The sequence below is a fragment of the Pelagicoccus sp. SDUM812003 genome (genome assembly GCF_031127815.1).
Lineage (GTDB): Bacteria > Verrucomicrobiota > Verrucomicrobiia > Opitutales > Opitutaceae > Pelagicoccus.
In genome coordinates, this window is the sequence record NZ_JARXHY010000017.1 from 1 (window position 1) to 25,226 (window position 25,226).

18 protein-coding genes are annotated in these 25,226 nt (G+C 59.3%); 8 read left to right on the top strand and 10 right to left on the bottom strand.

All coding sequences use genetic code 11. The features are described 5' to 3' along the window. Positions 1-400 precede the first annotated feature (400 nt). The 4 genes from QEH54_RS18985 to QEH54_RS19000 all read right to left on the bottom strand — a co-directional run bounded on the left by QEH54_RS18985 (position 401) and on the right by QEH54_RS19000 (position 3,652). A complete protein-coding gene (locus QEH54_RS18985) occupies positions 401-1,198 on the bottom strand; it encodes a hypothetical protein (protein WP_309020287.1) in 798 nt (265 codons plus the stop codon). A gap of 96 nt (positions 1,199-1,294) precedes the next feature. Further along, entirely contained in the window at positions 1,295-2,467 is a 1,173-nt protein-coding gene (locus QEH54_RS18990) for a hypothetical protein (protein WP_309020288.1), read from the bottom strand. A 160-nt stretch (positions 2,468-2,627) separates the two neighbouring features. Further along, positions 2,628-3,020 (bottom strand): DoxX family protein, encoded by a 393-nt coding sequence (locus QEH54_RS18995; RefSeq protein WP_309020289.1) that lies wholly within the window; start codon positions 3,018-3,020, stop codon positions 2,628-2,630. A 101-nt stretch (positions 3,021-3,121) separates the two neighbouring features. Next, positions 3,122-3,652, bottom strand: coding sequence for a Pycsar system effector family protein (locus QEH54_RS19000; RefSeq protein WP_309020290.1), 531 nt, complete (start codon positions 3,650-3,652; stop codon positions 3,122-3,124). Between the two features lie 110 nt (positions 3,653-3,762). On the opposite strand from QEH54_RS19000, the gene QEH54_RS19005 reads away from it, so the two are divergent. Next, entirely contained in the window at positions 3,763-5,946 is a 2,184-nt protein-coding gene (locus QEH54_RS19005) for a hypothetical protein (RefSeq protein ID WP_309020291.1), read from the top strand. Positions 5,947-5,974: 28 nt separating this feature from the next. Here the strand turns inward: QEH54_RS19005 and QEH54_RS19010 are convergent, their stop codons facing one another. Both QEH54_RS19010 and QEH54_RS19015 read right to left on the bottom strand, forming a co-directional pair. Next, positions 5,975-6,430: a BLUF domain-containing protein gene (locus tag QEH54_RS19010; RefSeq protein ID WP_309020292.1), complete on the bottom strand. Its 456-nt coding sequence runs from the start codon at positions 6,428-6,430 to the stop codon at positions 5,975-5,977. Between the two features lie 90 nt (positions 6,431-6,520). Further along, complete coding sequence (locus tag QEH54_RS19015) at positions 6,521-9,460, bottom strand: FAD-linked oxidase C-terminal domain-containing protein (RefSeq protein WP_309020293.1); 2,940 nt, start codon at positions 9,458-9,460, stop codon at positions 6,521-6,523. Between the two features lie 232 nt (positions 9,461-9,692). Between QEH54_RS19015 and fbaA the strand changes: the two genes are divergently transcribed. The 5 genes from fbaA (at position 9,693) to QEH54_RS19040 (ending at position 14,439) form a co-directional block, all read left to right on the top strand. Continuing rightward, the gene (gene fbaA, locus QEH54_RS19020; RefSeq protein ID WP_309020294.1) at positions 9,693-10,724 is read left to right on the top strand and encodes a class II fructose-bisphosphate aldolase; all 1,032 of its coding nucleotides are present in this window, start codon (positions 9,693-9,695) and stop codon (positions 10,722-10,724) included. A gap of 285 nt (positions 10,725-11,009) precedes the next feature. Next, positions 11,010-11,885, top strand: coding sequence for an NAD(P)-dependent oxidoreductase (locus QEH54_RS19025; protein ID WP_309020295.1), 876 nt, complete (start codon positions 11,010-11,012; stop codon positions 11,883-11,885). 156 nt (positions 11,886-12,041) lie between these two features. Further along, positions 12,042-13,235, top strand: coding sequence for an aspartyl protease family protein (locus QEH54_RS19030; protein WP_309020296.1), 1,194 nt, complete (start codon positions 12,042-12,044; stop codon positions 13,233-13,235). Positions 13,236-13,363: 128 nt separating this feature from the next. Beyond that, the gene (locus tag QEH54_RS19035; protein ID WP_309020297.1) at positions 13,364-14,092 is read left to right on the top strand and encodes an SDR family oxidoreductase; all 729 of its coding nucleotides are present in this window, start codon (positions 13,364-13,366) and stop codon (positions 14,090-14,092) included. A 155-nt stretch (positions 14,093-14,247) separates the two neighbouring features. Further along, positions 14,248-14,439, top strand: a complete 192-nt coding sequence (locus QEH54_RS19040) for a hypothetical protein (RefSeq protein WP_309020298.1) — start codon at positions 14,248-14,250, stop codon at positions 14,437-14,439. Between the two features lie 57 nt (positions 14,440-14,496). Here the strand turns inward: QEH54_RS19040 and QEH54_RS19045 are convergent, their stop codons facing one another. Next, positions 14,497-16,395, bottom strand: a complete 1,899-nt coding sequence (locus QEH54_RS19045; protein WP_309020299.1) for a hypothetical protein — start codon at positions 16,393-16,395, stop codon at positions 14,497-14,499. 213 nt (positions 16,396-16,608) lie between these two features. Between QEH54_RS19045 and QEH54_RS19050 the strand changes: the two genes are divergently transcribed. Continuing rightward, positions 16,609-19,617 (top strand): ATP-binding protein, encoded by a 3,009-nt coding sequence (locus tag QEH54_RS19050; protein ID WP_309020300.1) that lies wholly within the window; start codon positions 16,609-16,611, stop codon positions 19,615-19,617. A gap of 29 nt (positions 19,618-19,646) precedes the next feature. On the opposite strand, the gene mog is transcribed toward QEH54_RS19050, so the two are convergent. Genes mog through QEH54_RS19065 form a run of 3 tightly spaced genes read right to left on the bottom strand, consistent with a single transcriptional unit; the run spans position 19,647 to position 24,475 of the window. After that, a complete protein-coding gene (mog, locus tag QEH54_RS19055; RefSeq protein WP_309020301.1) occupies positions 19,647-20,186 on the bottom strand; it encodes a molybdopterin adenylyltransferase in 540 nt (179 codons plus the stop codon). Between the two features lie 49 nt (positions 20,187-20,235). Beyond that, on the bottom strand, positions 20,236-23,346 hold the full coding sequence (locus tag QEH54_RS19060; RefSeq protein ID WP_309020302.1) for an efflux RND transporter permease subunit: 3,111 nt from the start codon (positions 23,344-23,346) through the stop codon (positions 20,236-20,238). Positions 23,347-23,401: 55 nt separating this feature from the next. Beyond that, positions 23,402-24,475 (bottom strand): efflux RND transporter periplasmic adaptor subunit, encoded by a 1,074-nt coding sequence (locus tag QEH54_RS19065; RefSeq protein WP_309020303.1) that lies wholly within the window; start codon positions 24,473-24,475, stop codon positions 23,402-23,404. A gap of 211 nt (positions 24,476-24,686) precedes the next feature. On the opposite strand from QEH54_RS19065, the gene QEH54_RS19070 reads away from it, so the two are divergent. Next, positions 24,687-25,130 carry a Minf_1886 family protein gene (locus QEH54_RS19070; RefSeq protein ID WP_309020304.1) on the top strand — a complete coding sequence of 148 codons (444 nt, stop codon included), beginning with the start codon at positions 24,687-24,689 and terminating at the stop codon, positions 25,128-25,130. Positions 25,131-25,226 lie beyond the last annotated feature (96 nt).

The window sequence follows — 25,226 nt, forward strand, 5'->3', positions numbered from 1 at the left end:
GAGCGAAGCGGCGATGCGTGAAACGCATCGGGACGGAGTCCTGAGCGCAGCGAATCAATCCCTGCCGGGCTGCCAAAGGCGAAGTCCTTTGGCGAACGCAGGTAATCGCAGCGAATCACCCTAATCCGGGGCAGCTGCTTCTGTATCGATTCCAAAAGAGAGCAGGAACAGTGCGGCGTGTCTCGGTTACTCTTGAGGCAGGAGAGAGTTTCCTTTGAAGAGGATTGATTTGGCGCGGTCTATGATCTGAGGCTTACGAGAAAGTCGTAGAAGCTGGCGTTGCAGGACTTGGGGAGAATCTTCCCTGGGAGGGCTGGTCATCGCTGAGCGGAAGTTAAAAACGAAAAACCGCCGATCCATCGGATGCGGCGGTTTTGAAACTCTAAGTGACTTCGAAACGCTAGAAGCGAACAGTCAGCGCTTCGAGACTTCTGTCTCTGCGTGAGGCTTGAGTGCTGATCGCTTCATCGAGCTGCGAAAAGCTCACGTGGTCCACTGTCCCGTTGATGCGGGGAAAGGAATTGGATTGGGTGCCTAGCGTTCCGCTTAGCGGATCGGCGTATTTGCCGAGCAGGTAGGCCTGTTCGAAACTCCAAATGTCCTGATTGCTCGAGTCGTCTTGCAAGGTGTATTCGTTGTCGAAAAAGGATTGCACGCTCGCGAGGTCGAATGCGCTGGGCTCGCTGCTGACCCGGTTTCCGCGAATCGTTTCCTCAAGCTGGGCTATGGTTTCGATGGCGGTCGCGACCTGCTGAGGGGTCGACTTGCTTTGAGCGACAGTGGAAACAGGGGCTACCACCACCTTGGGCGCGGCGGATTGGGCCAAGGTCGAAAACTCCTGCAAGCCGATGGGCGCCTTTTTCACCGATTCTCGAGCGGTGGCGACGGTGAAGGTGGGAGTGGCTGTCTTAGCCACCAGCTGCTGCTCGCTTTCCACGTCCTTCTGCGCGGTGTCCAAATTGAGATAAACCGCGAATGCCGCGGCGCCGCAAGTCGCAGCGAACGCTCCAAACCGAAAGAGATAGGCTGCGGATGGTCCTTTGCGGCGGGTTTCGTGCACGAGCTGCTTCTGGATCAGCAAGCGTTGCTTGCTTTTTAGCTCGCGGTCGAAGCTCGCCCAGAATTCAGGCGAGGGGCGCTCTTGGCGCTTTGCTCTTAAGAGCTCATCTAAGCTGTATTTGCCTTGGTTGTCTGGCATCGGTGAATTTAGACGCGTTTAATCCTAAAGCATTCAAAAGTTTTTATACTTTTGTTAACCTTCGAGCGTACATGTTCGAAAGCTTGCTGGCTTGAATCAAGACTTGCTTTGAAATTTGTCGGGGAGCTTCCTCTCCTCCAAGGCTTTGAGAGTGCTTAGCAAATCGAAAAGTTCCGTCGCTCGCGGCGGTTTTTGCAGGAGCAAGTCCACCCAGCCTCTGCGCAGCTTCCGTCGCAGGTGAGGGTCTTTCGCCGAGCGGGTTGCGGCGATGATGAGCGGTTTCGGAGATCGTTTCGCCCAGGTTTCCACCAATTCCTGCTTAGGCGTTCGCGAGGCGTCCCAATCGAAGATTAAGATGTCTATCGACTCGATGTCTTGCGATCCTTCCACCGTGGGGCAAACCTGGCGATCGTCCTCCCTAAGAACTTGGTATCCTTTGCTGGAGAGGAGTTTGGCGAGAAAATCCGCTTCTTCGTCGTCGAACCAGAGCACTAGGGCGGCCACATCGCGATCGTCCCCTCTGGACGAAAAGGTGTAGTGGGTCTCTTCCTTGCCCTGGGGCCTGACTGCGTCGGCTGAAGGCGGATCCACCAGCTTGAGCAGAGCCACTGAGAACGAAAACACGGCGAGCAGGGCGACGGCGAGACTGAGCCAGAGGAAATCCAAACGCCCGTCCTGCAGGGAAATGATCTGGGCGATGGAGCAGATCAGGAGCACGGCGGCGGCAAGTCCATGGACGGCGGAGCAGCGTTTCAGCCCCGCTAAACCTGCCAGCAGAGCGTTGTGGCCAAGCCAGGCGAAAGCGATGAGAGCCGACGCTGCGATGCCGACGGCCGCTCCGGTAAGGGGAAAGCCCGCCTCCCCGATCGGTAGATTCTCTTGAGGGAGGGGAAGTTGGGAGAGCAGCAAGCTCTTGTCCTGCAATAGGCTCCAGGCGATGAATCCGCAAGCCGACGCTGCGGAAATAAAAGCGAGGGGACGTTGCCTGAGGGATTCTCCGCGATAGCTCAGCCAGGGAGTCAGGCCGAAGACGAGCAGGCTGAACGTAATGCTGGAGGTCGCGAAGCTCAGGCTTTGCTCCGCGTCCTCGGGGGCGCTGTTCAAGCCGATCAAACTCAGGAAGAAGCCGGCGCAGGCGAGCCCCATGATGCCTGCGATGCTGGCTTGGACGGGTTGTGGAAAACGCTTCGAGTTGAGCAGGAACCAACCGCCGCCGAACAGGCTGACGACAGAGGCGAGGGATAAGGCGAAAAACTCCTGATTGCTCATGACAGGTTGGTTCCAGAGTGAACGTAAGCGATTGCGGGCAGCCGCCGCAAGCGGCACGGCGTTATTTTACACAGTTTGGACCAGTTGGAATGAGACCGGTGTCCGCTTCGCGTGGCCTTGGCGAAGTCGGTTTCGGTCTACGCCCTGCTCGGCTGGGCCGCTAGGCGACGCCTTTTTTCGAAAAAGGCAGTTCAGCTCGCCGCAAGTAGACGATTGCGAGGCAGCTCAGCAGCACGATGACCGCTAGAGAAGCGAGCTGACCGCGCTCTCCCTCGAATCCCAACTGGGCGAGGTGCCCGAGGATGGCGCCTGCCATCACCCCGGCTCCGAGTATAGCTCCCCAGATCGCCGTTCGCGGCGCTAGAAGCAGCAGGCAAGCCAGGACTTCGATAATACCCGTCGTGTAGCGCCCCCAAGGTTCGACGCCGAGCTCGCTAAAAATGGCGATGGAATCCGGGTGCCCGCTAAATTTGAAGAATAAGGTCTGGCCCATGATGGCCGCGGCAAGGATCTGAGCGATCCAGGCGATGAGTTTGGGTTTTGTGGAGGGCATGCTGGACTGTGGGTGAAGGGCTTGCTTGGCAGTGTCGGCTAGTGTCCGCTTTTGTGGATACGACTTGCGAACGAAGATTGCCGGAGCGGGCCAAGGAGCCGCTACGGCCTGGCGCTCACCACGCTTGCAATAAGAACGAGCAACGCCAGGCAAAGACTGACCACGAAGGAGCCATATGCGATACGGAGCCAGCGAAACTTTGGGATCAGCACGTCGTGGCTGAGGTGGTAGAGGTCTTTCGCCACCTCGCGCGCCAGCAGGCTGGTGTCGCTGATGGCGTCCGCCATGTCGCGTAGATAGCTGTCACGCTCCTGTCGGCTGATGTACGAGAAGTGGAAGAGGAACCGATCGTCCTCCTTGATGCGACGGTATCGCTTGGGGTTCAGGCAAAGCGAGGCGCTGATGATGGTGACGACGGCGCCGAGGAGGAAGACGACCACCGCGGGGAAATAGGTCGGTGAACCGATTCGCGAAATGGCGATGGGAGAAAGCACGGCTGAAATGGTAAGCAGCCCTTGGGCCCGCCGGTCCGCCATGGAGACGTATTGGGTGTGCTTGTTTTCGATGCCGGAGAGGATGGAAGCCCGGGCGATGGCCTGGAACTTGGGATCGCTGCTGTCGCTGTCTTGCATGAATGCTGATTGTTCTGAACGTCTGCTGATCCTGTACCTTTTCCACCAAATAGTTGCGAGAACGAAATCGACGTCTAATAACTAGGATGTCGCGCGTCGCGTCTAAAACTATGAGTCGCTACAATTTGGATTGGAAAGTCGGATACAGCTCGGATCCGAGCGTAAGACCCGAGCGTTTTGTGCCTGCGTCGGTTCCAGGCGCGGTCCAGCTGGACTGGGCCCGCGCCGAAGGTTGGCCTCACTATTGGCAGGACAGCAGCATCGAGCGCTACCGATGGATGGAGGACATGTATTGGATCTACGAAGCAGAGCTGTCTTTCGAGGATCTAGGAGAAAACAAGAGGCTGTTTTTCGTTTCGCGAGGCATCGACTATCGCTTCCTGGTTCGGGTCGACGGGAAGACCGTTTATGGCCAGGAGGGCATGTTCACACCGGTGGAAATCGATCTAACCGAAGACGCGGACGACGGAAGCCTGCTTCAGGTAATCGTTTTTCCAATACCGGTTTTCGGTGATGGGAAAGGGAGGTCCGAAGCTCGAGCGTCGGTGAAGCCCGCAGTGAGCTACGGGTGGGATTTTCATCCACGGCTCGTCCCTTCGGGCATCTGGCGCGAAACGTATCTGGAGATTCGAAGCGACCGGCACATCCGCGAGCTCTCCTTCAACTACACTATCGACGAAGACCTGTCGCGCGTCTTGCTGGATTTGTGTGTAGAGCTTAATCAGGCGTGCTCCGGGCTGCTGGAGTGGAACTTGCTGCATCCGTCCGGCGAGGTGGTGGACGGTCAATCGATTTCGCTTGGCAGCGATGCGATCGTGGATGGGACTTGCGAAGTGCATGATCCGGACCTGTGGTGGCCCCGTGAATACGGAGATCAGCCGCTGTATCTGCTCCACGTTTCTCTGCATGACGAGGCGGGGCGCCTGATTGACGAACGAAAGCAGAATATCGGATTTCGTCGAAGTCGCCTAGTTATGAACGAAGGGGCGTGGGACGAACCGCAAAGCATGCCGCTCACGCGAAACGCCCCGCCGATGACGCTGGAACTAAATGGCCGTCGAATTTTCGTGAAGGGGTCGAACTGGGTCGCTCCGGATGTCTTTCCAGGCGTATCAGGCGAAGATGCTTATCGTCCTCTGATCGAGAAAGCGGTGGGGGCCCACTTGAATCTGCTGCGGTGCTGGGGCGGCTCGGCGGTGAACAAGCCTTCGTTCTACGATCTTTGCGATCAGATGGGCATCATGGTCTGGCAGGACTTTCCGCTGGCCTGCAACGATTACGTAGAGAGTCCTGAGTATTTGGATACGCTGGATCAGGAGTCGCTATCGATCATCAAGCAGCTCAAGCCGCACCCTTCGGTGGTGATCTGGTGCGGAGGCAATGAATTGTTTAACAAATGGTCAGGGATGACCGATCAGTCCAAGGCGATTCGCATGCTCAATCGAAATTGCTTCACCCATGATCCGGACACTCCGTTTCTGCCCACTACGCCGATCATGGGCGTGGGGCATGGCGGTTACTTGTTTCGCGACGTGGACGGTGTGGAGTGTTTCGAACTCTTTCGCCGCGCTCGCAGGAGCGCTTATGTGGAGTTCGGCGTCCCCGGGCCTGCGTCCGTGGATCGACTCAGCAGCCTGATGGAGGAGTCGGAACTTTTTCCGCCGCGCGAGTCGGGAGTCTGGAAGCTGCGTCATGGCTTCGGAGCTTGGGAAGGAGATCCGGAAAGCTGGCTTTGCGTATCCACAATCGAATACTACTTCGGACGATCCGAATCGATCGAGGAGTTGGTGGAATGGGCGCAGCTGCTTCAGTCGGAAGGGTATAAGGCTCTTTTTGAGGAGGCCCGCCGCCAAAAGCCGTATTGCTCGATGGCGATCAATTGGTGCTTCAACGAACCATGGCCCGCGGTGGCCAACAATAGCATCATCGCCTGGCCATGCGATCCGAAACCATCCTATCGCGCCGTGAAGCAGAGCTGTCGCCCGACGCTTGCTTCGGCTCGAGTGAAGAAGTTCTCCTGGAGCCAAGGCGAGATGTTCGAAGCGGAGCTTTGGATGCTGAACGACGCCCTGCACTCGATAAAGGGGGATCGTATCGAGGCGTATTTGCAGTTGGACGACGAAGAGACTTTCGTGCTTGGCTGGTATTTCGACTCGCTCGAGGCGGATGAAAACCGCATGGGGCCGGTGCTGAGGTTTAAAATACCGGAAATGCTTTCTCAGTCCTTCCGGCTTGTTCTCAGAGTTGAGGCTCGTCCGGATTGGAATTCTGAATACACGTTTTGCTATCGCTAAGCCAGAAAGCCGAAAGCGCGGTCCTTGGCTAGGCCTCGCTTTTTTTCCAAGGCTCGACCACGCAGAATGCTTTTGCGTCCATGAGCAGAGAATACACCTGGTTGAGCTGCTCGGGGATTTGGATGACGTCATCGGTGAAGCTGTACTTCTGCATGAGGAAAGTGCGCTGCTGCATCGGTAGATCGAACAGGTCGACAAGCCGCATCGACCAGTCCTCGAAATAGCGATTGGCGATCTGCTCGTAGCTCACGAGCGTCACGTCGTGATGCCGATCGTCGGCTACGATCTTCCCGTAGAGTTGGTTCACCTTGTCGCTGGGACCCTCGAGGACTTGCAAAAACTGATCTCCAGAAAGGACCAGCATGCCTGTGATGCCGTCGCGGTTGTTGTTGTCTACGCAGGTGTCGAGCAGCGAGGCTAGTCCCTCGTTGTCCAAGGCGTCTTCGTTTGCGATGCTGCGGTAGATGAGTCGGCAAGTTGTCATGGCGTCAGGTGCGGGGTTGGTGAGGATGTTCAGGTCAGTTTGGCGATGCGGATAGGATTGGCAAGAAAACTGGTTTTTCGCTGCCGAGATTCAACGCAAGGCGTCGCGCAGGACCTCCACTGGATGGCGCGCGGCGCGCTTCAGTCCGTCGGAAATCTGGTGCCGGCAGCTGGTCCCGTTGGCGGACACGATCGTGGTGGCGGTGGTTTGGCGAAGCTCGGGGAAAAGGGCCAGCTCCGCGATCTGCTGGGAGACGGAATAGGTGTCTCGATCGTATCCGAAGGATCCCGCCATGCCGCAGCAGCCAGTGGGAAGGATGCGGGCGGAGTAGTTGCGGGGGAGCTCGAGCAGTCGCTTGCTGCTCTCCTGCGAGGAGAGCGCTTTCTGGTGACAATGGCCGTGGAAGACGATCTGGCGCTTCTCTTCGGTGAATGACTCCGGTCTAATCCTCTCGGCTAAAATTTCGTCGGAAAGAAACTCGTCGATCAGCACGGCGTGGTTCGCTAGCTCGCGGGCCTTCGTCCGCAGCTCGCTGGAAACCAGATCGGGATACTCGTCCCGGAAACCCAGGATCGCGGATGGTTCGATGCCGATCAGCGGCAGGTCATTATTGATAAATGGATACAGCGACTCCACGTTTTTGTCCGCCACCTTGCGGGCGCGCTCGAGCATGCCTTTGGACAGGAAGGCTCTCCCGCTCTCCGCATGGTCCGGGCATTCCACGCGATAGCCGAGCGAGGTGAGCAGCTCGATGGCGGCGATGCCGATGTGGGCATCGGTGGCGTTGGTGTATTCGTCGATGAAAAGGGCGACGCGTCGTACCGCTGATCCGACGGGCGGATTGATGGAAGGCAAATTCCGTTTGATCCATCGGCGTAGAGAGAGAGGCGAGAACGTGGGGATCGATCGCTTTCTGGCGATGCCAAGGGCTCGTTTTCCGCACTCGAGCAGGAAGGGCACCCGCATCATAGCGTTCGCTAGACGAGGCGTGTAGGACGCAGCTGAATACAGGCTGGCCACGTTCCCGATCGCCCGATCTGCGAAAGGAATGCCGTTGAGCCGATGGTATTGATAGGTCGCTTCCGCCTTCAAACGAGCCACGTCGACATTGGACGGACACTCGCTTTTGCATCCTTTGCAGGAGAGGCAAAGTTTCATGACCTCCATGATTTCCTCGTGGTCGAAAGGATTCGCGCGTTGCGAACGAGTCAGGTATTCGCGCAAGGCGTTGGCTCGCGATCGGGTGGTATCCTTTTCGTTGCGCGTCGCCATGTAGCTGGGGCACATGACGCCTCCGATGCGCTCGGTCTTGCGGCAGGCCGCGGTTCCGTTGCACTTTTCCGCCATGCGAAGGATCCCTTGCGTTGCGGAAAAGTCGAAAATCGTATCGAAATCCCGAGTACGCTGGTCAGCTTCGTAGCGCAGTTCCGTATCGATCGGTGGAGCGTCCACTATCTTGCCCGGATTGAAGATGCCATTCGGGTCGAAAGCGGCTTTGACGTCCCGGCAGAGCTGGTAGCAGCGCTCGCCAATCATTTTCCGTATGAACTCGGCGCGAGCTCTCCCGTCTCCATGTTCTCCGCTCAGCGAACCTTGAAATCGCTTCACCAGGTCGGCCACGTCCTCCGCGATCTCCCGATAGAGCTTGCGGTCTGTTCCGAGTTTCAAGTCGAGCATCGGGCGGAAGTGGATTTCGCCGTCCCCGATGTGCGCATACGCCACGCTGTCCACCCCGCGCTTGCTCATGATCTCGAGAAAGGCGTCCACGTACTCCGGCAGATCCTCCGGGAGAACTGCGGTGTCCTCGATCCCTGCAATGGGCTTGCGGTCACTGGGGACATTGGTGAGCACGCCTAGGCCCGCGTTGCGCAGGGACCAGACGGCGTCGATTTCCTTGTTTCGGATGATGGGAGCATGGCTGCCGAGTCCAGCTGACCTCAGCGCCGCTAGCAGATTTTGAATACGAAGATCGACCTGCTCGCGCGTCGCTTCTGCGAACTCTACCACGAGCAGGGCGCCTGGCGTTCCCTGGATAAAGGCGCTGTTGGCGGTTTGCTCGGGATTGGTGCGGGCGCATTCGATGATGACCCGATCGATCAGCTCGATGGCTCTCGGCTGAAATCTTCTAGCGACGAGGGTGGCACGAGCGGCTTGAGGGATGGAGTCTAGGTGCGCCGCCACTACCGCTTGCTCCGCGGGCGGCGTCGGTACCAGCTTGAGTTTCAATTCCGTGAAATGGGCGAGGGTGCCTTCGGAACCGCAAAGCAGCGGCACCAGAGAGAATGGGCGCTCAAGGGTTGCGCATGGAGCGACAAGGTCCAAGGCGTAGCCGGTATTTCGCCGATGGATGCGCGGATGGGGAAAGTTGTCTAAAAAGGCCGATCGATTGTCGGCATCGCTCACCATGTGGTGGATTTTCCGATACACCTGACCCTCCAGGTTGGCGAGGGCGCGTTTCTCTTCCAGTTGTTCCGCGTTCAGGGGCCCAAAGCGAGCGAGGCTGCCATCGCTGAGCACCGCTTCGATCTCCAGCACGTGGTCGCGAGTGGAGCCGTAGACCAGCGAATGGGTGCCGCAGGAGTTGTTTCCCGCCATGCCACCGATCATGCAGCGAGTGGAGGTGGAGGTTTCCGGAGCGAACATCAATCCGTGCGGTTTGAGAAACTGATTCAGCTCGTCGCGCACCACGCCAGGCTGCACCCGCGCCCAGCGCTCGTTGACGTTGAGCTCCAGAATGCGATTCCAGCGTTTCGAGATGTCGACGACCATGCCTTCGCCCACGACCTGTCCAGCGAGCGAAGTGCCTGCGGCGCGAGGAATCAAAGGGCAGGATCGCTCGCGGGCGAACGCCACCAGATTTTGGATGTCCTGCACCGTTTCCGGCAGGCAGACCGCAAGGGGCAGCTTGCGGTACACCGAAGCGTCGGTGGCATAGATCACCCTCATGGCTTCGTCCCAATGGAGCTCGCCGGTCAGTTTCTGGGCGAGCTTGATGAAATCAGTGGAGGAGATCGAGGGACTGACGGACATTCGGAGGGCTATTAGAAGGCTGGCTGGCCTAGGGTTCGAGCCCATTTTCCATCGCTCAATGCCCCAGGCCGTTGAGATCCCTCAGGAATGCGCTAAAAACTGAGCTTCGTTTCCACGAATCTCTCGACACTCCATTACGATTTTGGTTGAAGCACTGCCTCTACTTCGTAGAGTGATCAGGAAATCTACTTGAACGTAGAAGAAAAATTAGAACATCTAATCAAAAATAGACATGCCAGTCGCAACACCTAAGCAGTACGCAGCGATGTTGGATGCCGCCCAAAAGGGAGGCTACGCTTACCCAGCAGTGAATGTTACTTCGATCACCACGATCAACGCAGCCCTGAAGGCTTTCGCTGATTCCAAGTCCGATGGTATCATTCAGGTATCTACTGGAGGCGGTCAGTTCGCTTCCGGGCTAAACGTATCGGATGCGGCGTTCGGAGCGATCGTCCTCGCGGAAGCCACGCACATCCTCGCTGAGAAGTACGACGTGCTCGTTGCTCTTCACACCGACCACTGCCACCCAGAGAAGGTGGACAGCTTCCTCAAGCCGCTGCTCGAGGCCTCCCGCAAGCGCGTTGCAGAAGGCAAGGGACCGCTTTTCCAGTCGCACATGTTCGACGGTTCCGTGGTACCGCTAGAGGAGAACCTCAAGATTTCCAAGGAGCTCCTCAAGGAGTGCGCCGAGCTCGACATCATTCTCGAAGTGGAGGCAGGCTGCGTTGGCGGTGAAGAAGACGGTCACGACACCTCTGGCCTGCCCATCGACAAGCTCTACACCACCCCGGGCGACATGGTCGACGTCTACGAAGCGTTGCAGCCGATCGGACGTTTCCTCTTCGCAGCCACTTTCGGCAACGTGCACGGCGCGTACAAGCCAGGCGCGGTCAAGCTCAAGCCAACCATCTTGCGCGACGGCCAGAAGGCGGTCACCGACAAGTACGGCGCGGAAGCTGAAATGGACCTCGTTTTCCACGGCGGTTCCGGTTCCGAGCTGAGCGAAATCCGCGAAACGCTCGACTATGGCGTGGTCAAGATGAACATCGATACCGACACCCAGTACGCGTTCACTCGTCCGGTGGTGACTCACATCTGCGAAAACATCGAAGGCGTGCTTAAGATCGACGGCGAAGTCGGCAACAAGAAGACTTACGACCCACGCGCCTACCTCAAGAAGGCTGAAGCCAGCATGGCCAAGCGCCTGCAGGTCGCCGCTTCCGACCTTCTTTCCGAAGGCAAGACCATCTTCGGCACCGTCTAAGACACGGTTCCAAACGGACTTTTCGAAAGCCGATCCTTCTGCGAGGGTCGGCTTTTTTGCGCATACCCAAGCAGAAAGGACCGTCCCACGACCGGGCCGGGGCCGTGAGGGGAGGGAACTGGGCAACTCGTTTTTGCAACGTTGCAAAAACGAGTTGCCCAACCGCGGGAGCAGGCGGCGTGTCGCGCGTCGCTGCTTGATTCCGGCTGAGGTGGCGGTGGCGATGGGGATTTTTGAGGTGGGATTTCGCTCGAAGGGCTTGGCCTTGGGAATAGGCTTTGCGGCATGAGACGAGAATCGATCGCGTTCATCGGAGCTGGAGTGATGGGACGAAGCATGGCCGAACACCTGCTTTCAGCCGGATATCCTCTTTTTCTATACAGTCGCACTCGATCCAAGGCAGAGCCGCTGCTGGCGAAAGGCGCTGTTTGGCGTGACTCGCCTGCGGAGGCGGCGTCCGAGGCGGATGTGGCGATTTCGATGGTCGGCTACCCGCAAGATGTGGAAACGGTTTACCTGGGAGAGAGCGGGATCTTAAAATCGCTGCGCAAAGGCGCTTTGGCGATCGATATGACGACTTCCAGTCCGCTGCTAGCCAAGCGCATCGCTGAAGCGGGAGCGGCGAACGGTATCGGGATTCTGGATGCGCCGGTGTCGGGAGGCGACTCGGGGGCTCGCGAGGCGCGTTTGTCTATCATGGTGGGCGGCGAGCGCGAACATTTCGATCGGGCCCTTCCGATTTTAGAGATCATGGGCAAAAACATCGTTTACCAAGGAGCCGCCGGAGCCGGGCAGCATACTAAGATGTGCAACCAGATCGCCATCGCGGGCGGAATGGTGGCGATCGCGGAGTCTCTGGCCTACGCCAAGTCGGCTGGCTTGGATCCGGAAACCGTCTTGAAAAGCATCTCCGCGGGCGCAGCGGGCAGCTGGTCTATGAGCAACCTAGTGCCGCGGGCCTTGCAGGGGGATTTCGAACCCGGGTTTTATGTGAAGCATTTCATCAAGGACATGGGCATTGCCATCGAGTCTGCGTCGGAAATGGGACTGGAGTTGCCCGGACTGGCGATGGCGAAGCGACTGTATGACGAGCTGGCGGAGAAGGGTAATGGAAATTTGGGTACACAGGCCTTGTTTCAAAGGTGTCTAAGCGATGGGTAGGCTGGTTCGGAGATGTGAAACTTCGATGATGGCGCAGCGAGCACCGTTGAATTTGGCGCGACGAAAGAGGGGAGCGATGAAACAAAAAGGAAATCGATCGCTCTTAACGTCGGCGCAAACTCCCCGAAGCAAGCGATCGCCCCGAAGGTCCTCTCTATGAAAACGCTGACACTTACCCTAATTAGCCTGATGGCTCTCGCCTATCCCGTGAAGGCGAAGGAAACGATGATGCCCGAGTGGATGACGGAGGGGCCTGTCTTGAGCGATGGCGCGGCCTCCATCGAGGCGCCGCTGGAAGTCGTGGCTTCCAAGCTTTACGTCGAGGTCGAAGTGGGCGGGAAACCGAGGCGCTTCGTCGTCGACACTGGATCTCCCTCTATGATCGATGCCGCGCTGGTCAGAGAGTTAGGGCTAGAGGTCGTCGGGAGCAGCCAGGGCAGGGATGCCCATGGAGCCCTTATCACCAGCGATATCGTACAAACCACCGTGAGCCTCGGAGGAGTGGCATTTCACAAGGTGCCAATGTTTGTCGCGGATTTTTCGGCTTCCGAAGCCACCCGGACCTTCATCGGTGACGGAGTGCTCGGTTCGGAGTTGCTCCCGCTCGGGGCCTGGCAGTTTGACCTGAAGAGCGCTAGGCTGCGCTTCGACACGGACGCCACCAATCTGCCGCGCACGGCGAGGGCTGTGAGGACACGCTTGTACGGATTCGGCTATCCTCATGCCCCGATATTGGATGTTCGCTTCGCCAAAAAGGCTCGGAGCAAAGCGATGTTCGACACCGGATCGCCTACTTTCTTCGCCCTTTCGCCAGCCGATCTCGCGGGGGCCAGCGAGGCCGGCGGGATCGGAAAACGCCAGTCCGGCTACGGATCGCCCGGGGGGTCGCTGGGAGGTCAAGCGCCCGATAGCGAACAGCTCCAGGTGGAGCTGAAATCGTTGTCGATCGGCAAGATTGAGCTCGGGCGAGTGGCTTCCGCGACAAGGGAATCGTCGCCCAGTCTGATCGGAGCCCGCATCCTAGAACGCTTTGTCGTGACCTTCGACTCGCAGTCCGAAACCGCCTACTTCGATCGGTATTCAGAAGATTCCTACGATCGACCGTCATTCGGGTTCACTCTCGCTTTCTTTGACGGTATATCCGTCGCAGTCGTCTGGGACGACTCGCCGGCCCAAGCGGCCGGTCTTCGCCCCGGCATGCCGCTTACCTCGATCAACGGGGAGGCGACCGAGCTGACGAGCGAAGGAATTCTGCGAGCCCTCGCTGCCATGGAGGGGCAAGAGATCAGCCTCTCTTGGGAAGGCGGTTCGGCCAAACTCACCAGCAAGTCTCGCTTTCTTCACGAGTAGGGCGACGACGTTTCCAACCGTGTCCTGCGAACGGCCACCAGAGCGTCTTGTTTTTGTCCGCTTGATTAGATGAATCTGACACCCGCTCAAAGTCGTATGGGTTCGACGCAGCTGTTTTTGGAAAACGAATGACTGTACTTGTAGTAGGAGCCAGTGGAGAGACCGGCAAGTTGCTGGTAGGAGAATTGCTAGACCGCGGTTTATCGGTGAAGGCGATCGTCCGTCCGGAGCGGAGCTTGCCCGATGGCTTTCCGACTAGCGAGTCCCTGACGATCATACGAGGCACGCTTCTCGAGCTCAGCGATGCGGAGATGCGCCAGCACGTGAAAGGGTGTCGCGCGGTGGCTTCCTGCCTCGGGCACAATCTGAGTTTTAAGGGGATCTATGGAAAGCCCCGCAGGCTTGTTGTCGACGCTACGCGGCGCCTCTGCCAAGCCATCAAAGCGAACGCGTCGGACGACCCGACCAGGTTTGTCCTTATGAACACGGCGGGAAACAGCAATCGGGACCTCCAAGAGCCTCTTTCGTTTGGGCATAGATGCATGATCGGTCTTGTCCGTTTCCTGCTGCCTCCCCATGCGGACAACGAGCAAGCGGCCGACTTTCTTCGACGGGAGATCGGTCAGCTCGATCGGCAGGTCGAATGGGTGGTCGTTCGTCCGGACTCGTTGATCGATTCCGATCGCGTGACAGAGCACGAGCAGTATCCCTCGCCCACTCGGAGCGCCCTTTTCAACGCCGGCAAGACCAGCCGTATCAACGTGGCCCACTTCATGGCGGACCTGATTTCGAGCGACGAAAGCTGGAAGCGATGGAAGGGACAGATGCCCGTGATCTACAACAAGGGCTTCTCTTAGCGAGCGTTCCCGGTAGTGAGCCGGCCGCGAGCGGGGCGGCTTGCGACGGCACGCAGGCCCTGTTTCGAGCGGCTTTGCAGAAAAAGTGAAAAAGCCTGTCACCCGCTTCTGAGATCTGGGCACTTGAGAGGTACAAAGCTAAACCCAATACCGTTATGTCTGAAAAAACCAATACTCTCAAAGCCCTCGTCGGAATCTCTGCTATCATCGGAGGCGTAAGCATCGTCGTAGTGACCTTTTTTGCCATCTTCGCACCGCAGCAGATCGCTGCGTCGGCTTGGATCGTGGGAGCGCTTTGCGCTATGGGAAGCGCTCTTGGCTACCTGTCGGCTCGTCGTGAGGGCTAGAGGGCTTGCTTGGAATGGTGGGCGGCGCGCCCGGCGGTCACGCCCTACCGATGGCCCTTAGCGAGGGATGACCCGGCTCAGGCTTTGGGCGATGGCTTGGAAGCGCTCTGGGCTCATGCCGATCGAGGCCAGGTAGCCGAGTCGTTTCTCCTCGTCCATTTTCATGCCGATGGCGCAGGCGAGCAGCGGATGCTGCCCGGTGGCCAAGGCTTGATGCAAGGACTGGCTCATGGGGATGGGGTCGCTTTCGGGGTCGGCCAGTAGGAGGGCGGCCAAGCACGAGGAGGCTTCGATGCCGCTCGACTGAAACTGCTCGTTCCACAAGGCGACCGCGTCCGCCTTGCGCCCGATGTTCCAAAATGCGATCCCGCGGATGAAGTCCAGGCGAGCGTCGTTCATGGGCACGGACTCGGCCTCGAGCGCTAGCGATTTCCAGAAATCCTCGTCGATGGGAAGCTCGCCCGTTGCGGCCAAGTTGTATTGAGAAATGACCTTCAGGCGCCTGGCGTCGTTTCGTTGAGGATCGATGTCCAGTGCGTAGTTCGCCCATCGGACGGCTGTATCATCCTGGCCCACGCGAGCGGCCGCGTCGGCCAGCAGCATGGCGTCCTGGATGTAGGTGGCTCGAGAGTTGATGGGTCCGAAGGGTGAAAAGGCCGCCAGCGCGGCCAGACCTGAGGCCAGCAGGGTGCGCCGTTTCAGGGCGATCGAGGAGTTTCGGAAGGCTCCCCAGGCGAAGGGAGCTCCGCCGGCCAGTACTGCGAGAAAGGGAGCGAGTGGCAGTCGAAAACGGGCGCTCGCCATGTAGAGAAGCAGTCCTGCGGAGAAGAAGAGGAAAACCAGAATCGCCGCCCAGGCTTCCGAGCGTTTCTGTCGCCAAAGAGTGGTTACGCTGAAAACCGCCAGCACGAGCAGGACGCCCCAGCTGATCGGATTGTATCGAAGCCATGGAGACAGATCCTTGTGAAAGGCGAAGGTCTTGTTGTTGTACTGCTCGAAATTGTTGACGATCGCGTAGAGCTTGAAGAGCTCGAGTTTGATCCAGTCGATCGGTTCGCTGACGATGCGGTCGAGCGTCTTGCTGCGCCAGTAGGCTGACTGATCGGCGATGCTTCCCTCGGAGCCGGTTTCCTGGCGGTAGAGGGTTTCCGATTCCAAGCGGGCCGGGTTTCGGTGCTCGTCGAGATAGTGGAAGGAAAGGGTTTGGGTGAAGTAGAGACCGTTGGCCTTGGCGTTGTTGCTGACCCAGAGGTTGTAGGCTCCTTGCCAGGGGAGGATTTGAAACTGGCCGCTGCGCAGCTTCTGAAAGCCGCCGAAGGCCAGCAGGGGAATCAAGGCCGCTAGGGCGAAAGCGAGGCAGCGCTTCCACTCGAGACGCTGCAGGGCGGCCGCTCCCAGGGCGAGCGAGGCGACGGGTAGCAGGACCGCCATGAAATGAGGCCGAGCTAGGGTGGCGAGGGCCAGCAGCAGTCCCGACAGCGCGGTGTAGCCGACTGCGGCGCCATCGCGCTGCGGAAGCTTCAGCCCGTGATGGAGGGAAAGAAGGCAGCCGAGAAACAGGGTGATGGCCAAGGTGATGTCCAAGGGATCGAAGGCGAAGTGCAGCAGCACCGGGTTCAGGCCGACCAGAGCTCCGGAGAGCAGGGCTCCGGTTTCGCTTTGCCAGATTCGGTAGGAGAGTCGCAGGCTCAGCCAGGTGTTTGCCAGGTGGCAAAGCAGCCCCAGAATCCCGTGGCCGAATGGAAGAACCGCCAGCAGGGCGGGATAGAGCATGGCTCGGTAGAAGGGCTCGTCCGGCAAGGTCCCCGCTGCGATCTGGCGGGCGAGCATTAGATTTTCCTGTCCGTCCAGCACCGGGCTCTGGCCCAGCGGAGTGCCAAGGTACCAGGTGAAATGGGCTACGGAGTAGAGGGCGACGATGGCGAGCAGCCAGAAGGAGGATTTGGATTGGGGCATAGGTGGCGAAAGGATGGTTGCTGAGGAGGGAATTGTGAAGAGGATTGAGCCCCGGCGGTCGGTTTCCCCTTGATCGGCCTGCGGACGCGTTTCTGTAGGGAGCTGGCGGAGGAAGAGGACTTTGGCGGGCGGGGGAAAAAGTTGATTTGCTTTGAGTTACAGGGTTTTGCCAGCATACCGATTCTTGGGTAGCAGCGCGCACAATTCGCCCCCATGGCAGCCGATTTCTCACAAACGCCTCATCTGATCCCCACTTGGATCTTCGAACAGGATTACCTGGTTTTTCTTTCCTTTTTCGGATGGATGCTGATGGGGCTGCTGGCATGGACCAAGCCGCTGTCGCAAAACGAAGGCCGGCAGCTGCCTTGGCTTTGGATCGGCTTCTACGCCTTTTCGCAAGCCCTGTCAGATTTTCTGCGCACCTTGTCCTTCTCGGATCCCTTCTTTCGCGACTTCAATCTGGAGATCGGCTTCGAGATGCTGGGGTACGGTCTTTTGGTGGAGATGGCCATGCGTTCCGCCCGGCTAAAGGGAGGGAAGCAGACGGTGCCCTACGCGGCCATAGGAGGCTTGTTTCTGGGGCTTTCCATCGAAATCGGAGACCTGCTCTACACTTTGGTCGTTTCGTTCCTGGTCTCTGTGGTGGCGGTGGTTTGGGCGGCTCGGCAATTCGTGCTGACTGCTCGGAAGGAGAAGCGGCTGGAGCTTTACGTGCTGGTCGCGGGCTTGATTCTGGTGCTGCCGACCTGGTTTCTGGTGCCGGATCGACTGTCGTTTGTGGGCGAAGCTCAGCCGGTCAGCTACGAGGACTTTCCCTACTACGGCTTCGATCTGCTCTTCTTGCGCATCGCCTCCGGCTGGCTGATGCTGATCGGGCTTTGGGTTTATCGTCTGCAGTGGCGAATCGAGGACGTGGCGCCGAAGATAGCCGAGCGGCTGCGCTTCTGGGGCTATCGGGTTCTGCCCGGGGCCTTGAGCGCCATCATCTTGGCCAGCTACCTGATCACCTCCTGGAACGGGCAACGCACCAAGGATCGCATGGGGCAGGACTACCTCTCGCGTTCGCAGACCGCCGCCCTCGCCATGAGCTCGGTGGACCTTTCGGATTTCGATTGGGATTCCGCGGAGAGCCAGCGCCTGGAAGGGAGCCTTGCGGGCCAACTGATGGCGATCAAGCGGGTCGGTCTGGACGTGCGCTCGGTCTATCTCTGGAGAGCCATCCCCGGGGAGGGCCTGAAAACGGTGAGCTTCGAGAGCGAGCAAAACCGCGAGCCGCTCATCGGCAGCATCCATTCCTTGCCATCAGGCGTGGAAAAGCGCTCCCTTGGGGCATCTTTTTTGGAAGGCCCGTTCCTGTTGAGAGGCGAGTCGTTCATTCACGTCAGCTCGCCGCTCATCGATCGAACGGACACCGGTTTCCACCACTGGCTTGGAATCGACCTAGCTGGCGAGACCTGGTTTCAGAACGTCTCGTTGACGCGCTTGCAAAGCATCATCATCGCCGGGCTGATTCTCGCGCTGGTCATCTTCTTTCTCTACTATCAGATCGATCACGAGAGCGAGGCGGATCTGGTGCTGGCCAAGGAGAGGGCGGAGGCGGCGGACCGGGCCAAGAGCGAATTTCTGGCGGTGATCAGCCACGAGATCAGAACCCCGTTGCAAAGCGTGCTCGGGTACAGCGATCTGCTGCGCGGCACGCGTCTCGACGAAAAGCAGTTGAGCTGCTTGGACACCATCCAGTCGGAAGGAAAGATTCTGCTGCGCATCGTGCAGGACATTTTGGATTTCAGCAACCTGCGCAAGGCGAGCTTCGAGCTTCAGAATGGAGCGGTGCAGCTTCACCGCCTGATCGAAGAGACCTATCGCACCATCCAGCCCATGGCCAGACGGCGCGGCTTGCAGGCGCACCTCGAGATCGAGAGCGATGTCCCGACGTCCGTCTTGGCGGATGGCGTGCGCCTGCGCCAGGTGTTGCTCAACCTCTTTGGCAATTCGGTCAAGTACACGGAGGAAGGAGACGTGTGGCTGCGGGCATTCGTGGATCGGGAGCGTGAGTCGCGCGACGGGTTTTCGGCGGTACGTTTCGAGATTCTGGATACAGGAGTCGGTATCAAGAAGGAGGATCTAGGCCGCCTCTTCGAGCCGTTCATCCAATTGGAGCACAGCACGCGCTTCCCTCGCGAAGGGGCCGGACTGGGCCTGGCTATCGTGAGTCGCATCATCGAGCTCATGGGCGGATCGATCGCGGTGGAGAGCGAGTTCGGGGTTGGCTCGACCTTTACGGTTTCCTTCGAATTCAAGGTGTTGGAAGATGAATACGCTGCTCGGGAAGCGGCCCGCGAGCGCGAGAGCTCGGTGGGCGAAGACGATACCGAGCTCGGCAAGCGCTTCCCGTTGAAGCTGCTGGTGGTCGACGACAACCATATGGTGCGCCGGTTGATGCTGCAGTATCTGGATTCGCTCGGCTACGAAGCGGAGGAGTTCGATGGCGGGCGAGAAGCGGCTGAGAAAGGGCACGGCTACGACGTAGTGATTATGGACCTACGCATGCCGGGAGTTGACGGCCCGCAGGCTGCCTCGGCCATCCGTGAGCGTAGCGGAAACCAGGAGCGTCCTTGGATCGTAGCGGTGTCGGCATCCTTGCAGGAAGAGGAAGTGCGGCGAGCTCGCGACGCGGGGGTGAACGATTTTCTGGGCAAGCCGTTTTACGCGGGGCAGCTCGCGGAGCGCTTTCGGGCCATCCCTTGGTTCTGGGAGAAGGAAGTCGATGTGTCAGAGATCGTGGATACGTCCTTGACGGAGGAACCGCCGCGCTCTCAGGAGCATGTGCCGTTGTTCATCGGCCCGGCTTCGCAGGACGACCCGGACTCTTCGGCGCTCGCCAAGCCGAAGGAACAAGAGGAGGAGAAGGCGGCGGGGGCGGCTCCGTCGAGCGTGTTCGCGGGAATCGACTCCTACCCGGAGGAAGCCGTGAAGGCGGCCATCGCCGAAGTGTACTCAAAGCATCAGGAGATGGTGGACGCTGCTCAGGCGGACGATTGGGAGTTGGTGCGAGAAGTGGCCCATTATCTCGCCAATACGGCCATGGCGCTGGGGATCGATCAGCTTTACTTGGATTCGAAGGCGGTGGAGTCGGCCGCTTTGCGCGAGGAGCCCGATAAGGTGGCCAAGAATCTTGAGGAGCTGAGGCTCAACTTCGAAGCTTGGGAAAGCGACGAGTGATTTCCAGGCGATAGCGCCCGCGGAGCGGTTTACCCTCCCTTGGGTCGGAAGGCTTGCATTACCGCTTCATTGGTCTCGAGGCGCGCTCCTCCGATGAGGTCGATGCAGTAGGGAATGGCGGGGAAAACCGCTTCCAGGTTCTCGCGGATGGCTTTGGGTTTGCCGGGCAGATTCACAATGAGGCACGATTCCCGGGTGCCGGCGGTCTGGCGTGAAAGGATGGCGGTCGGCACGTACTTCAAGGACGCGGCCCGCATCAATTCCCCGAAGCCCGGCAGCATGCGATCGCACACCGCTTCAGTCGCTTCCGGGGTGACATCGCGGGGATCAGGCCCCGTGCCGCCTGTAGTGACGATGAGACTACAGCCATCCTCGTCGGCGAACTGCTTGAGCTTCGCTTTGATCTTGGCTTGGTCGTCGGGGACGATGGCGTAGGATACTTCGAAAGGCGTGGCGAGCCACTCCTTTAGCAATTCGACGCAGGATTTTCCGGGAGTGTCCTCGTATACGCCTTGGGAAGCGCGGTCGCTGACGTTGATGACGCCGATACGGGCGGTGTTTTTAGACATTTTCTGAGCTTCGTTTTCTGGCAGGATGGTATAGGGCGCGTGTCGCGGCCTAACCTTTGCGCTTTATGAAGCCCTTGATCTTGTCTTCGCAAGCCAGAAGCGACGGAGTGAGCACTAAGGTCAGCACCGTGGCGAACGCCAATCCGAAGGCGACGGAGGTCGCCAGCTGCGACCACCATTGAGTGGAGGGCGCCCCGATGGAGACGTGCGGGGTGAAAAAGTCTAGATTGATGCCGAAGACCATGGGAATGAGTCCGAGAATGGTGGTCACGGTGGTGAGCAGCACTGGCCGCAAGCGCTGGGCGGCTGTGAGCAAGGCGGCTTGATAGGGGTCCGCGATGTTCTTTCGGTGGTGATTGAAGGTATCGATGAGCACGATGTTGTTGTTCACCACGATGCCCGCTAGCGAAATGACGCCGATGCCGTTCATCACGATGCCGAAGGGCTGGTTCATCACCAGCAGTCCGATGAAGACCCCGAAGGTGGAAAAGACCACCGCGGTGAGGATCAGTCCTGCTTGGTAGACGCTGTTGAACTGGGTGATGAGGATGATGGCGATGGCGAAGACCGCGATGACGAAGGCCTTGCCAAGGAAGGCTTCCGCTTCCTTCTGCTCCTCGTCCTCGCCACGGTAGGCCACCTTGATATGGTTGAAGTTGAGTCCCGAGTTGGGCAACCACTCGCGCAGCTCCTCGAAGACCTCCGCCGGTTGAACGCCTTCCTCCACTTCCGCCGCCACGGTGTACACGCGGCGCTGCTCCACGCGGTCGATCTTCTGCACGCGGGGAGCTGGGGTTTGTGTGATGAAGTTGGATACGGGAGCTAGCCCGGCCTCGGTCACGATCTTCAGTCCGTTGAGCTCGTCGAGGTTTCGTTCGTTGAACGGATAGCGAGCTCGGATCTCCACTTCGTCATCCGCGTCGAGGGGACGATACTCGCCGATCTCCACTCCATTGGTGAGCATCTGTATCTCGTTTCCAATGACAGTGATATCCGCGCCGTAGCGGGCGGCCTCGGTGCGGTCTACCTGAACCTCCCACTCGAAGCCTTCCACGCCGCGGGTGTCGGTGATGTCTATCAAGCCGTCGATGCTCTCGAATTTTTCGACCACCACCTGGGTGGCCGCCTTCAGCTCTTCCGGGTAGGCCGAGCTGAGCTGGAGCTGCACCGGTTTGCCTACCGGTGGGCCGGCGTCCGGCTTGGCGAATTCGATGTGGATGCCGGCGAGATCAGCCGTGCGCTCGCGAATGATGTCGAAAATCTCGCTGGCCTTCGGGCGCGATTCCCAATGGGTGAACTCGAACTGGATCACGCCCACGGTGTCCTCCGGCACGTTCTGAGCTCGAAGGTTGGGGTCGGCTCGGGTGTAGAGGTATTTCAGCCCCTCCACGTCTTGGATACGGCTTTCCACCTGACGCACGAGAGCGTCGGCCTCGTCGACCGAGAGGTTTCCTCGAGCTCGGATGTTCATGCTGGCGAACTCGGGTTCCACGTCAGGAAAGAATTCGATGCCATGTCCCCAAACGCTATAGGCGACCTGCACGACGATGAAAATGGCCACCAGGGAAACCAGCTGCAGAAACGGATGGCGAATCAGGCGATCGAGCAAGCGAGCGTAGGAGCCGGTGAAGCCTTCGATGGTTGTGAGGTCCACGTGCTTGGAGCCGTCGAGCGCTTCGAGGCTGTCCTTCCCCAGATCGTTGGGCTTGCCGAAGCTCGCTCCCAAGGTGGGAACGAAAATCAGGGCCATGGCCAAGGAGGCGCTCAAGGTGGCGATCAAGGTGATCGGCAGGTACTTCATGAACTCTCCTACGATGCCCGGCCAGAAGAGCAGGGGAGCGAAGGCGGCCAGGGTGGTCAAGGTCGACGCGATGATGGGCAAGGCCATGCGTTTGGACGCTTCGGCGTAGGCTTTGGAGCGATCCAGCCCCTCGGCCATTTTGCGGTCGGCGAACTCCGTCACCACGATGGCTCCGTCCACTAGCATGCCCACTGCCATGATGAGGGAGAAAAGCACCACGATGTTCACGGTGAGTCCGATGGCGAAGAGGAAAAGCACTCCTGCGAGAAAGGAGCCCGGGATGGCGATGCCGACCAGCAGGGAGCTGCGCACGCCTAGGGCGATGATCACCACGATCATCACCAGGATGATGGCGGAAAGCACGTTGTTCTGCAGGTCCAGCAGCATGTCGCGGATGTTGGTGGACTTGTCCTGCGAGTAGGTGACGGAGAGGTTCTCCGGCCATATCGGGCGCAGTTCCTCCACCTTGGCCTTCACGCCTGCGATGGTATCGAGCACGTTCTCGCCGGCGCGTTTGGAGACTTCGATGCCGATGGCGTATTCGCCGTTGAGCCGAGCGTAGGCGGAACGGTCCTTGAAGGTGCGGCGAACGGTAGCCACGTCTGCGAGGCGGATGACCTTGTCGCCGTCGCGCTTCACGGGAATGTCCATGACCTCCTGAGCGGTCTTGAAGAGACCAGGCACCTTGACCGCGAAGCGGCCGTTGCCCTTGTCCATGTTTCCCGCGGCCACGATCTTGTTGTTGCGGGAAACGAAGCCGATGATTTCGCCCTGCGAGAGGTTGTAGGACCGCAGAACCGTCGGATCGATGATGACCTCCACCACTTCCTCGCGGTCGCCGATGACGCGGGCCTCCAGCACCTGGCTTATTCCCTCCAGCTCGTCGCCCAGGTCCTTCGCGATCTTGGTGAGGGCCCGTTCCGGCACGTCGCCCGACAAGGTGATGACGATGACGGGAAACTGGGAGAGGTTCACCTCGTGCACGGTCGGTTCCTCCGCGGCCTGAGGCAGCTCCGCCCCGGCGAGGTCCACTTTTTCCCGCACGTCGGCCAAGGCCGCGTCGGGGTCGAAGCCCGCTTCGAACTCCAGGGTGACCGAAGCGGAGTTTTGCGAAGCGGTGGCGGTCATTTCCTTGACTCCCTCCACGTTGGCCAGCTCCTGTTCCATGGGGCGGACCAGCAGCCGCTCAGCGTCCTCCGGCGAAACGCCCTCCATGTACATGGAGACGTAGATGGTGGGGATGGTGATATCCGGGTCGGACTCCTTCGGGATCTGGATGTAGGCGAAAAGGCCGGCTGCCAGAATGAAGATGAGGGCCAGGTTTACGGTGCGCTTGCGGCTGAGAATGAGTTCGATCATCGGGTGCGTCTTCTCGAATGGAAGGTTTTGACGGGCGGACTTGGAGGGAAGTCGGCTAGTTGATGGTCGATTCCTCTACGGCCTTCACTTTGGCGCCTGGCAGCACGAAACCTTGACCGACGGTGATCAGTTTGACCGCCTCCGGCAGACCGTTCACCCAGACTCCATCCGAGGCGCTGCCGATGATCTCGGTCTTGTAGAAATGCACGCGTTGATCCCCGTCCACCGTCTTCAAGCCGAGCTCGCCATCGGTATCGGCGCTCAAGAAGAGGATCGCCGGGGTGACCTTGTGGGCCATCTGGGTGGCGGTGGTGGCCACGATGTCGGCGGTGAGACCGGCCTGGTGCTTGTAGTCGGGATTGGCAAACTCCAGCTCCACGGTGTAGGTGCGCACCGCGGAGTCCGCCGCCATGGACAGGTAGCGGATCCTGCCTTCGATTTGGTGTCCGTTGAAACGAGCCACCGCCGGTGAGTCCTCGTCGATCTTCTGGATTTCGAGTTCGGTCGCCTCCGCCGTCACGATCATGGGGTCGAGGGCCAGGAAGCTTGCCACCGGGTCTCCCACGCCGACGAACTCCCCCACCTGCACGAGTCGTTCGTTGAAGACGCCGTCGTAGGGGGCGCGGATGATGGTGTTTTCCAAGGCGATTCGTGTGGAGGCGAGCTGGTTTTTTGCCTGGGCCAGCAAGGCGGCGGATTCGGCCAGGCGCGTCTCTGACTGGTAGCCGCTGGATTGCAGCTTCTGGGCGGCTTCGTGCTCCAGGGCCCGCTGGGAGACCAGCTTTTCGGCCGCTTCAAGCTGTTCGGGAAGATTCTGGGCGTCGAGCCTGACTAGCGGGGTGCCGGCCTTCACCGCGGTGCCGCGCTTGGCGGAGATTTCCATGATCTGAGCTCCGATCTCCGCTCGCAGGATGCTGGCCTTGGAGGGAGCCGTCTTTCCCCGCAGCACGATTTCCGCCGCGTAAGGCTCGGCTACTGAGTCCCTCACCCGGACCGTTGGCAAGGGTTTGGACTGCGCTCCCGAGGAGGCTGATTGGGAGGCGCTTTCGCCTTGCAGGCTGGAGCCCACGACCATCCAGGCCGTGAGCAAAATCACGATTGTAGCGGCGATAGTGACGTTTTTTTTCATCAGGATTCAGGAAAGGAGGCAGACCCGGGGAGACGGGTCGAGTAGCGATAAGTTCAGCAGGTGATACGCGAGTTGGAGCGAAGGGTTACTCAAAATGATTGCCGGACTTGCGGGCTCAACTTTCTTTTTGCGAGATTGACAGGGGAGGCGGGGATTTGTGGGCTCTGCGGTGACGAATTCGCGCCTGACGCGCGGGTCTGCAGCCACTGGTATGAAAGAGCACGATTTTAACGAGGTAGTGAGCCTGATAGTGAAGGAGGATCCACGCTATCAAAAGAGCGCCTACCTTTTTCTGCAGAAGGCCCTCAACTATACCATCGACAAGGAAAGGAAGCGTCAGGGCAAGGTGGTGACCAAGGTGGCGAAGCGTCACGTGTCCGGACAGGAGCTGCTGGAAGGCATTCGCGAGTACGCCTTGGACCAGTATGGGCCGATGACCTATTTCATCCTGACTTCCTGGGGCATCGAGCGCTGCGAGGACTTTGGCGAAATGGTCTTCAACCTCATCGAATACGGCGTGTTCAGCAAGAACGAGCAGGATTCGCGAGAGGACTTCGCTTCCACCTACAGCTTCAAGGACGCATTCGAAAAGCCGTTCACCCCCAAGGAGCGCCGGCTCAAGCGCCCCAGCTACCGGAAGCTAGAGTCGCTCTAGTTTCGCCTTCGCCGTGCGGCGGAGCGCTGGGAGCCAAGCGGGGCGGTGGTGGCCATTTGCGGCCGCGGGCAACGATTTTGCATTGCGGAGACGCGT

What these genes read in the sequence shown, in the direction of transcription:
- QEH54_RS18985 (WP_309020287.1), bottom strand. Translation starts at nt 1,198, where the DNA reads ATGCCAGACAACCAAGGCAAATACAGCTTAGATGAGCTCTTAAGAGCA.
- QEH54_RS18990 (WP_309020288.1), bottom strand. Translation starts at nt 2,467, where the DNA reads ATGAGCAATCAGGAGTTTTTCGCCTTATCCCTCGCCTCTGTCGTCAGC.
- QEH54_RS18995 (WP_309020289.1), bottom strand. Translation starts at nt 3,020, where the DNA reads ATGCCCTCCACAAAACCCAAACTCATCGCCTGGATCGCTCAGATCCTT.
- QEH54_RS19000 (WP_309020290.1), bottom strand. Translation starts at nt 3,652, where the DNA reads ATGCAAGACAGCGACAGCAGCGATCCCAAGTTCCAGGCCATCGCCCGG.
- QEH54_RS19005 (WP_309020291.1), top strand. Translation starts at nt 3,763, where the DNA reads ATGAGTCGCTACAATTTGGATTGGAAAGTCGGATACAGCTCGGATCCG.
- QEH54_RS19010 (WP_309020292.1), bottom strand. Translation starts at nt 6,430, where the DNA reads ATGACAACTTGCCGACTCATCTACCGCAGCATCGCAAACGAAGACGCC.
- QEH54_RS19015 (WP_309020293.1), bottom strand. Translation starts at nt 9,460, where the DNA reads ATGTCCGTCAGTCCCTCGATCTCCTCCACTGATTTCATCAAGCTCGCC.
- fbaA (WP_309020294.1), top strand. Translation starts at nt 9,693, where the DNA reads ATGCCAGTCGCAACACCTAAGCAGTACGCAGCGATGTTGGATGCCGCC.
- QEH54_RS19025 (WP_309020295.1), top strand. Translation starts at nt 11,010, where the DNA reads ATGAGACGAGAATCGATCGCGTTCATCGGAGCTGGAGTGATGGGACGA.
- QEH54_RS19030 (WP_309020296.1), top strand. Translation starts at nt 12,042, where the DNA reads ATGAAAACGCTGACACTTACCCTAATTAGCCTGATGGCTCTCGCCTAT.
- QEH54_RS19035 (WP_309020297.1), top strand. Translation starts at nt 13,364, where the DNA reads ATGACTGTACTTGTAGTAGGAGCCAGTGGAGAGACCGGCAAGTTGCTG.
- QEH54_RS19040 (WP_309020298.1), top strand. Translation starts at nt 14,248, where the DNA reads ATGTCTGAAAAAACCAATACTCTCAAAGCCCTCGTCGGAATCTCTGCT.
- QEH54_RS19045 (WP_309020299.1), bottom strand. Translation starts at nt 16,395, where the DNA reads ATGCCCCAATCCAAATCCTCCTTCTGGCTGCTCGCCATCGTCGCCCTC.
- QEH54_RS19050 (WP_309020300.1), top strand. Translation starts at nt 16,609, where the DNA reads ATGGCAGCCGATTTCTCACAAACGCCTCATCTGATCCCCACTTGGATC.
- mog (WP_309020301.1), bottom strand. Translation starts at nt 20,186, where the DNA reads ATGTCTAAAAACACCGCCCGTATCGGCGTCATCAACGTCAGCGACCGC.
- QEH54_RS19060 (WP_309020302.1), bottom strand. Translation starts at nt 23,346, where the DNA reads ATGATCGAACTCATTCTCAGCCGCAAGCGCACCGTAAACCTGGCCCTC.
- QEH54_RS19065 (WP_309020303.1), bottom strand. Translation starts at nt 24,475, where the DNA reads ATGAAAAAAAACGTCACTATCGCCGCTACAATCGTGATTTTGCTCACG.
- QEH54_RS19070 (WP_309020304.1), top strand. Translation starts at nt 24,687, where the DNA reads ATGAAAGAGCACGATTTTAACGAGGTAGTGAGCCTGATAGTGAAGGAG.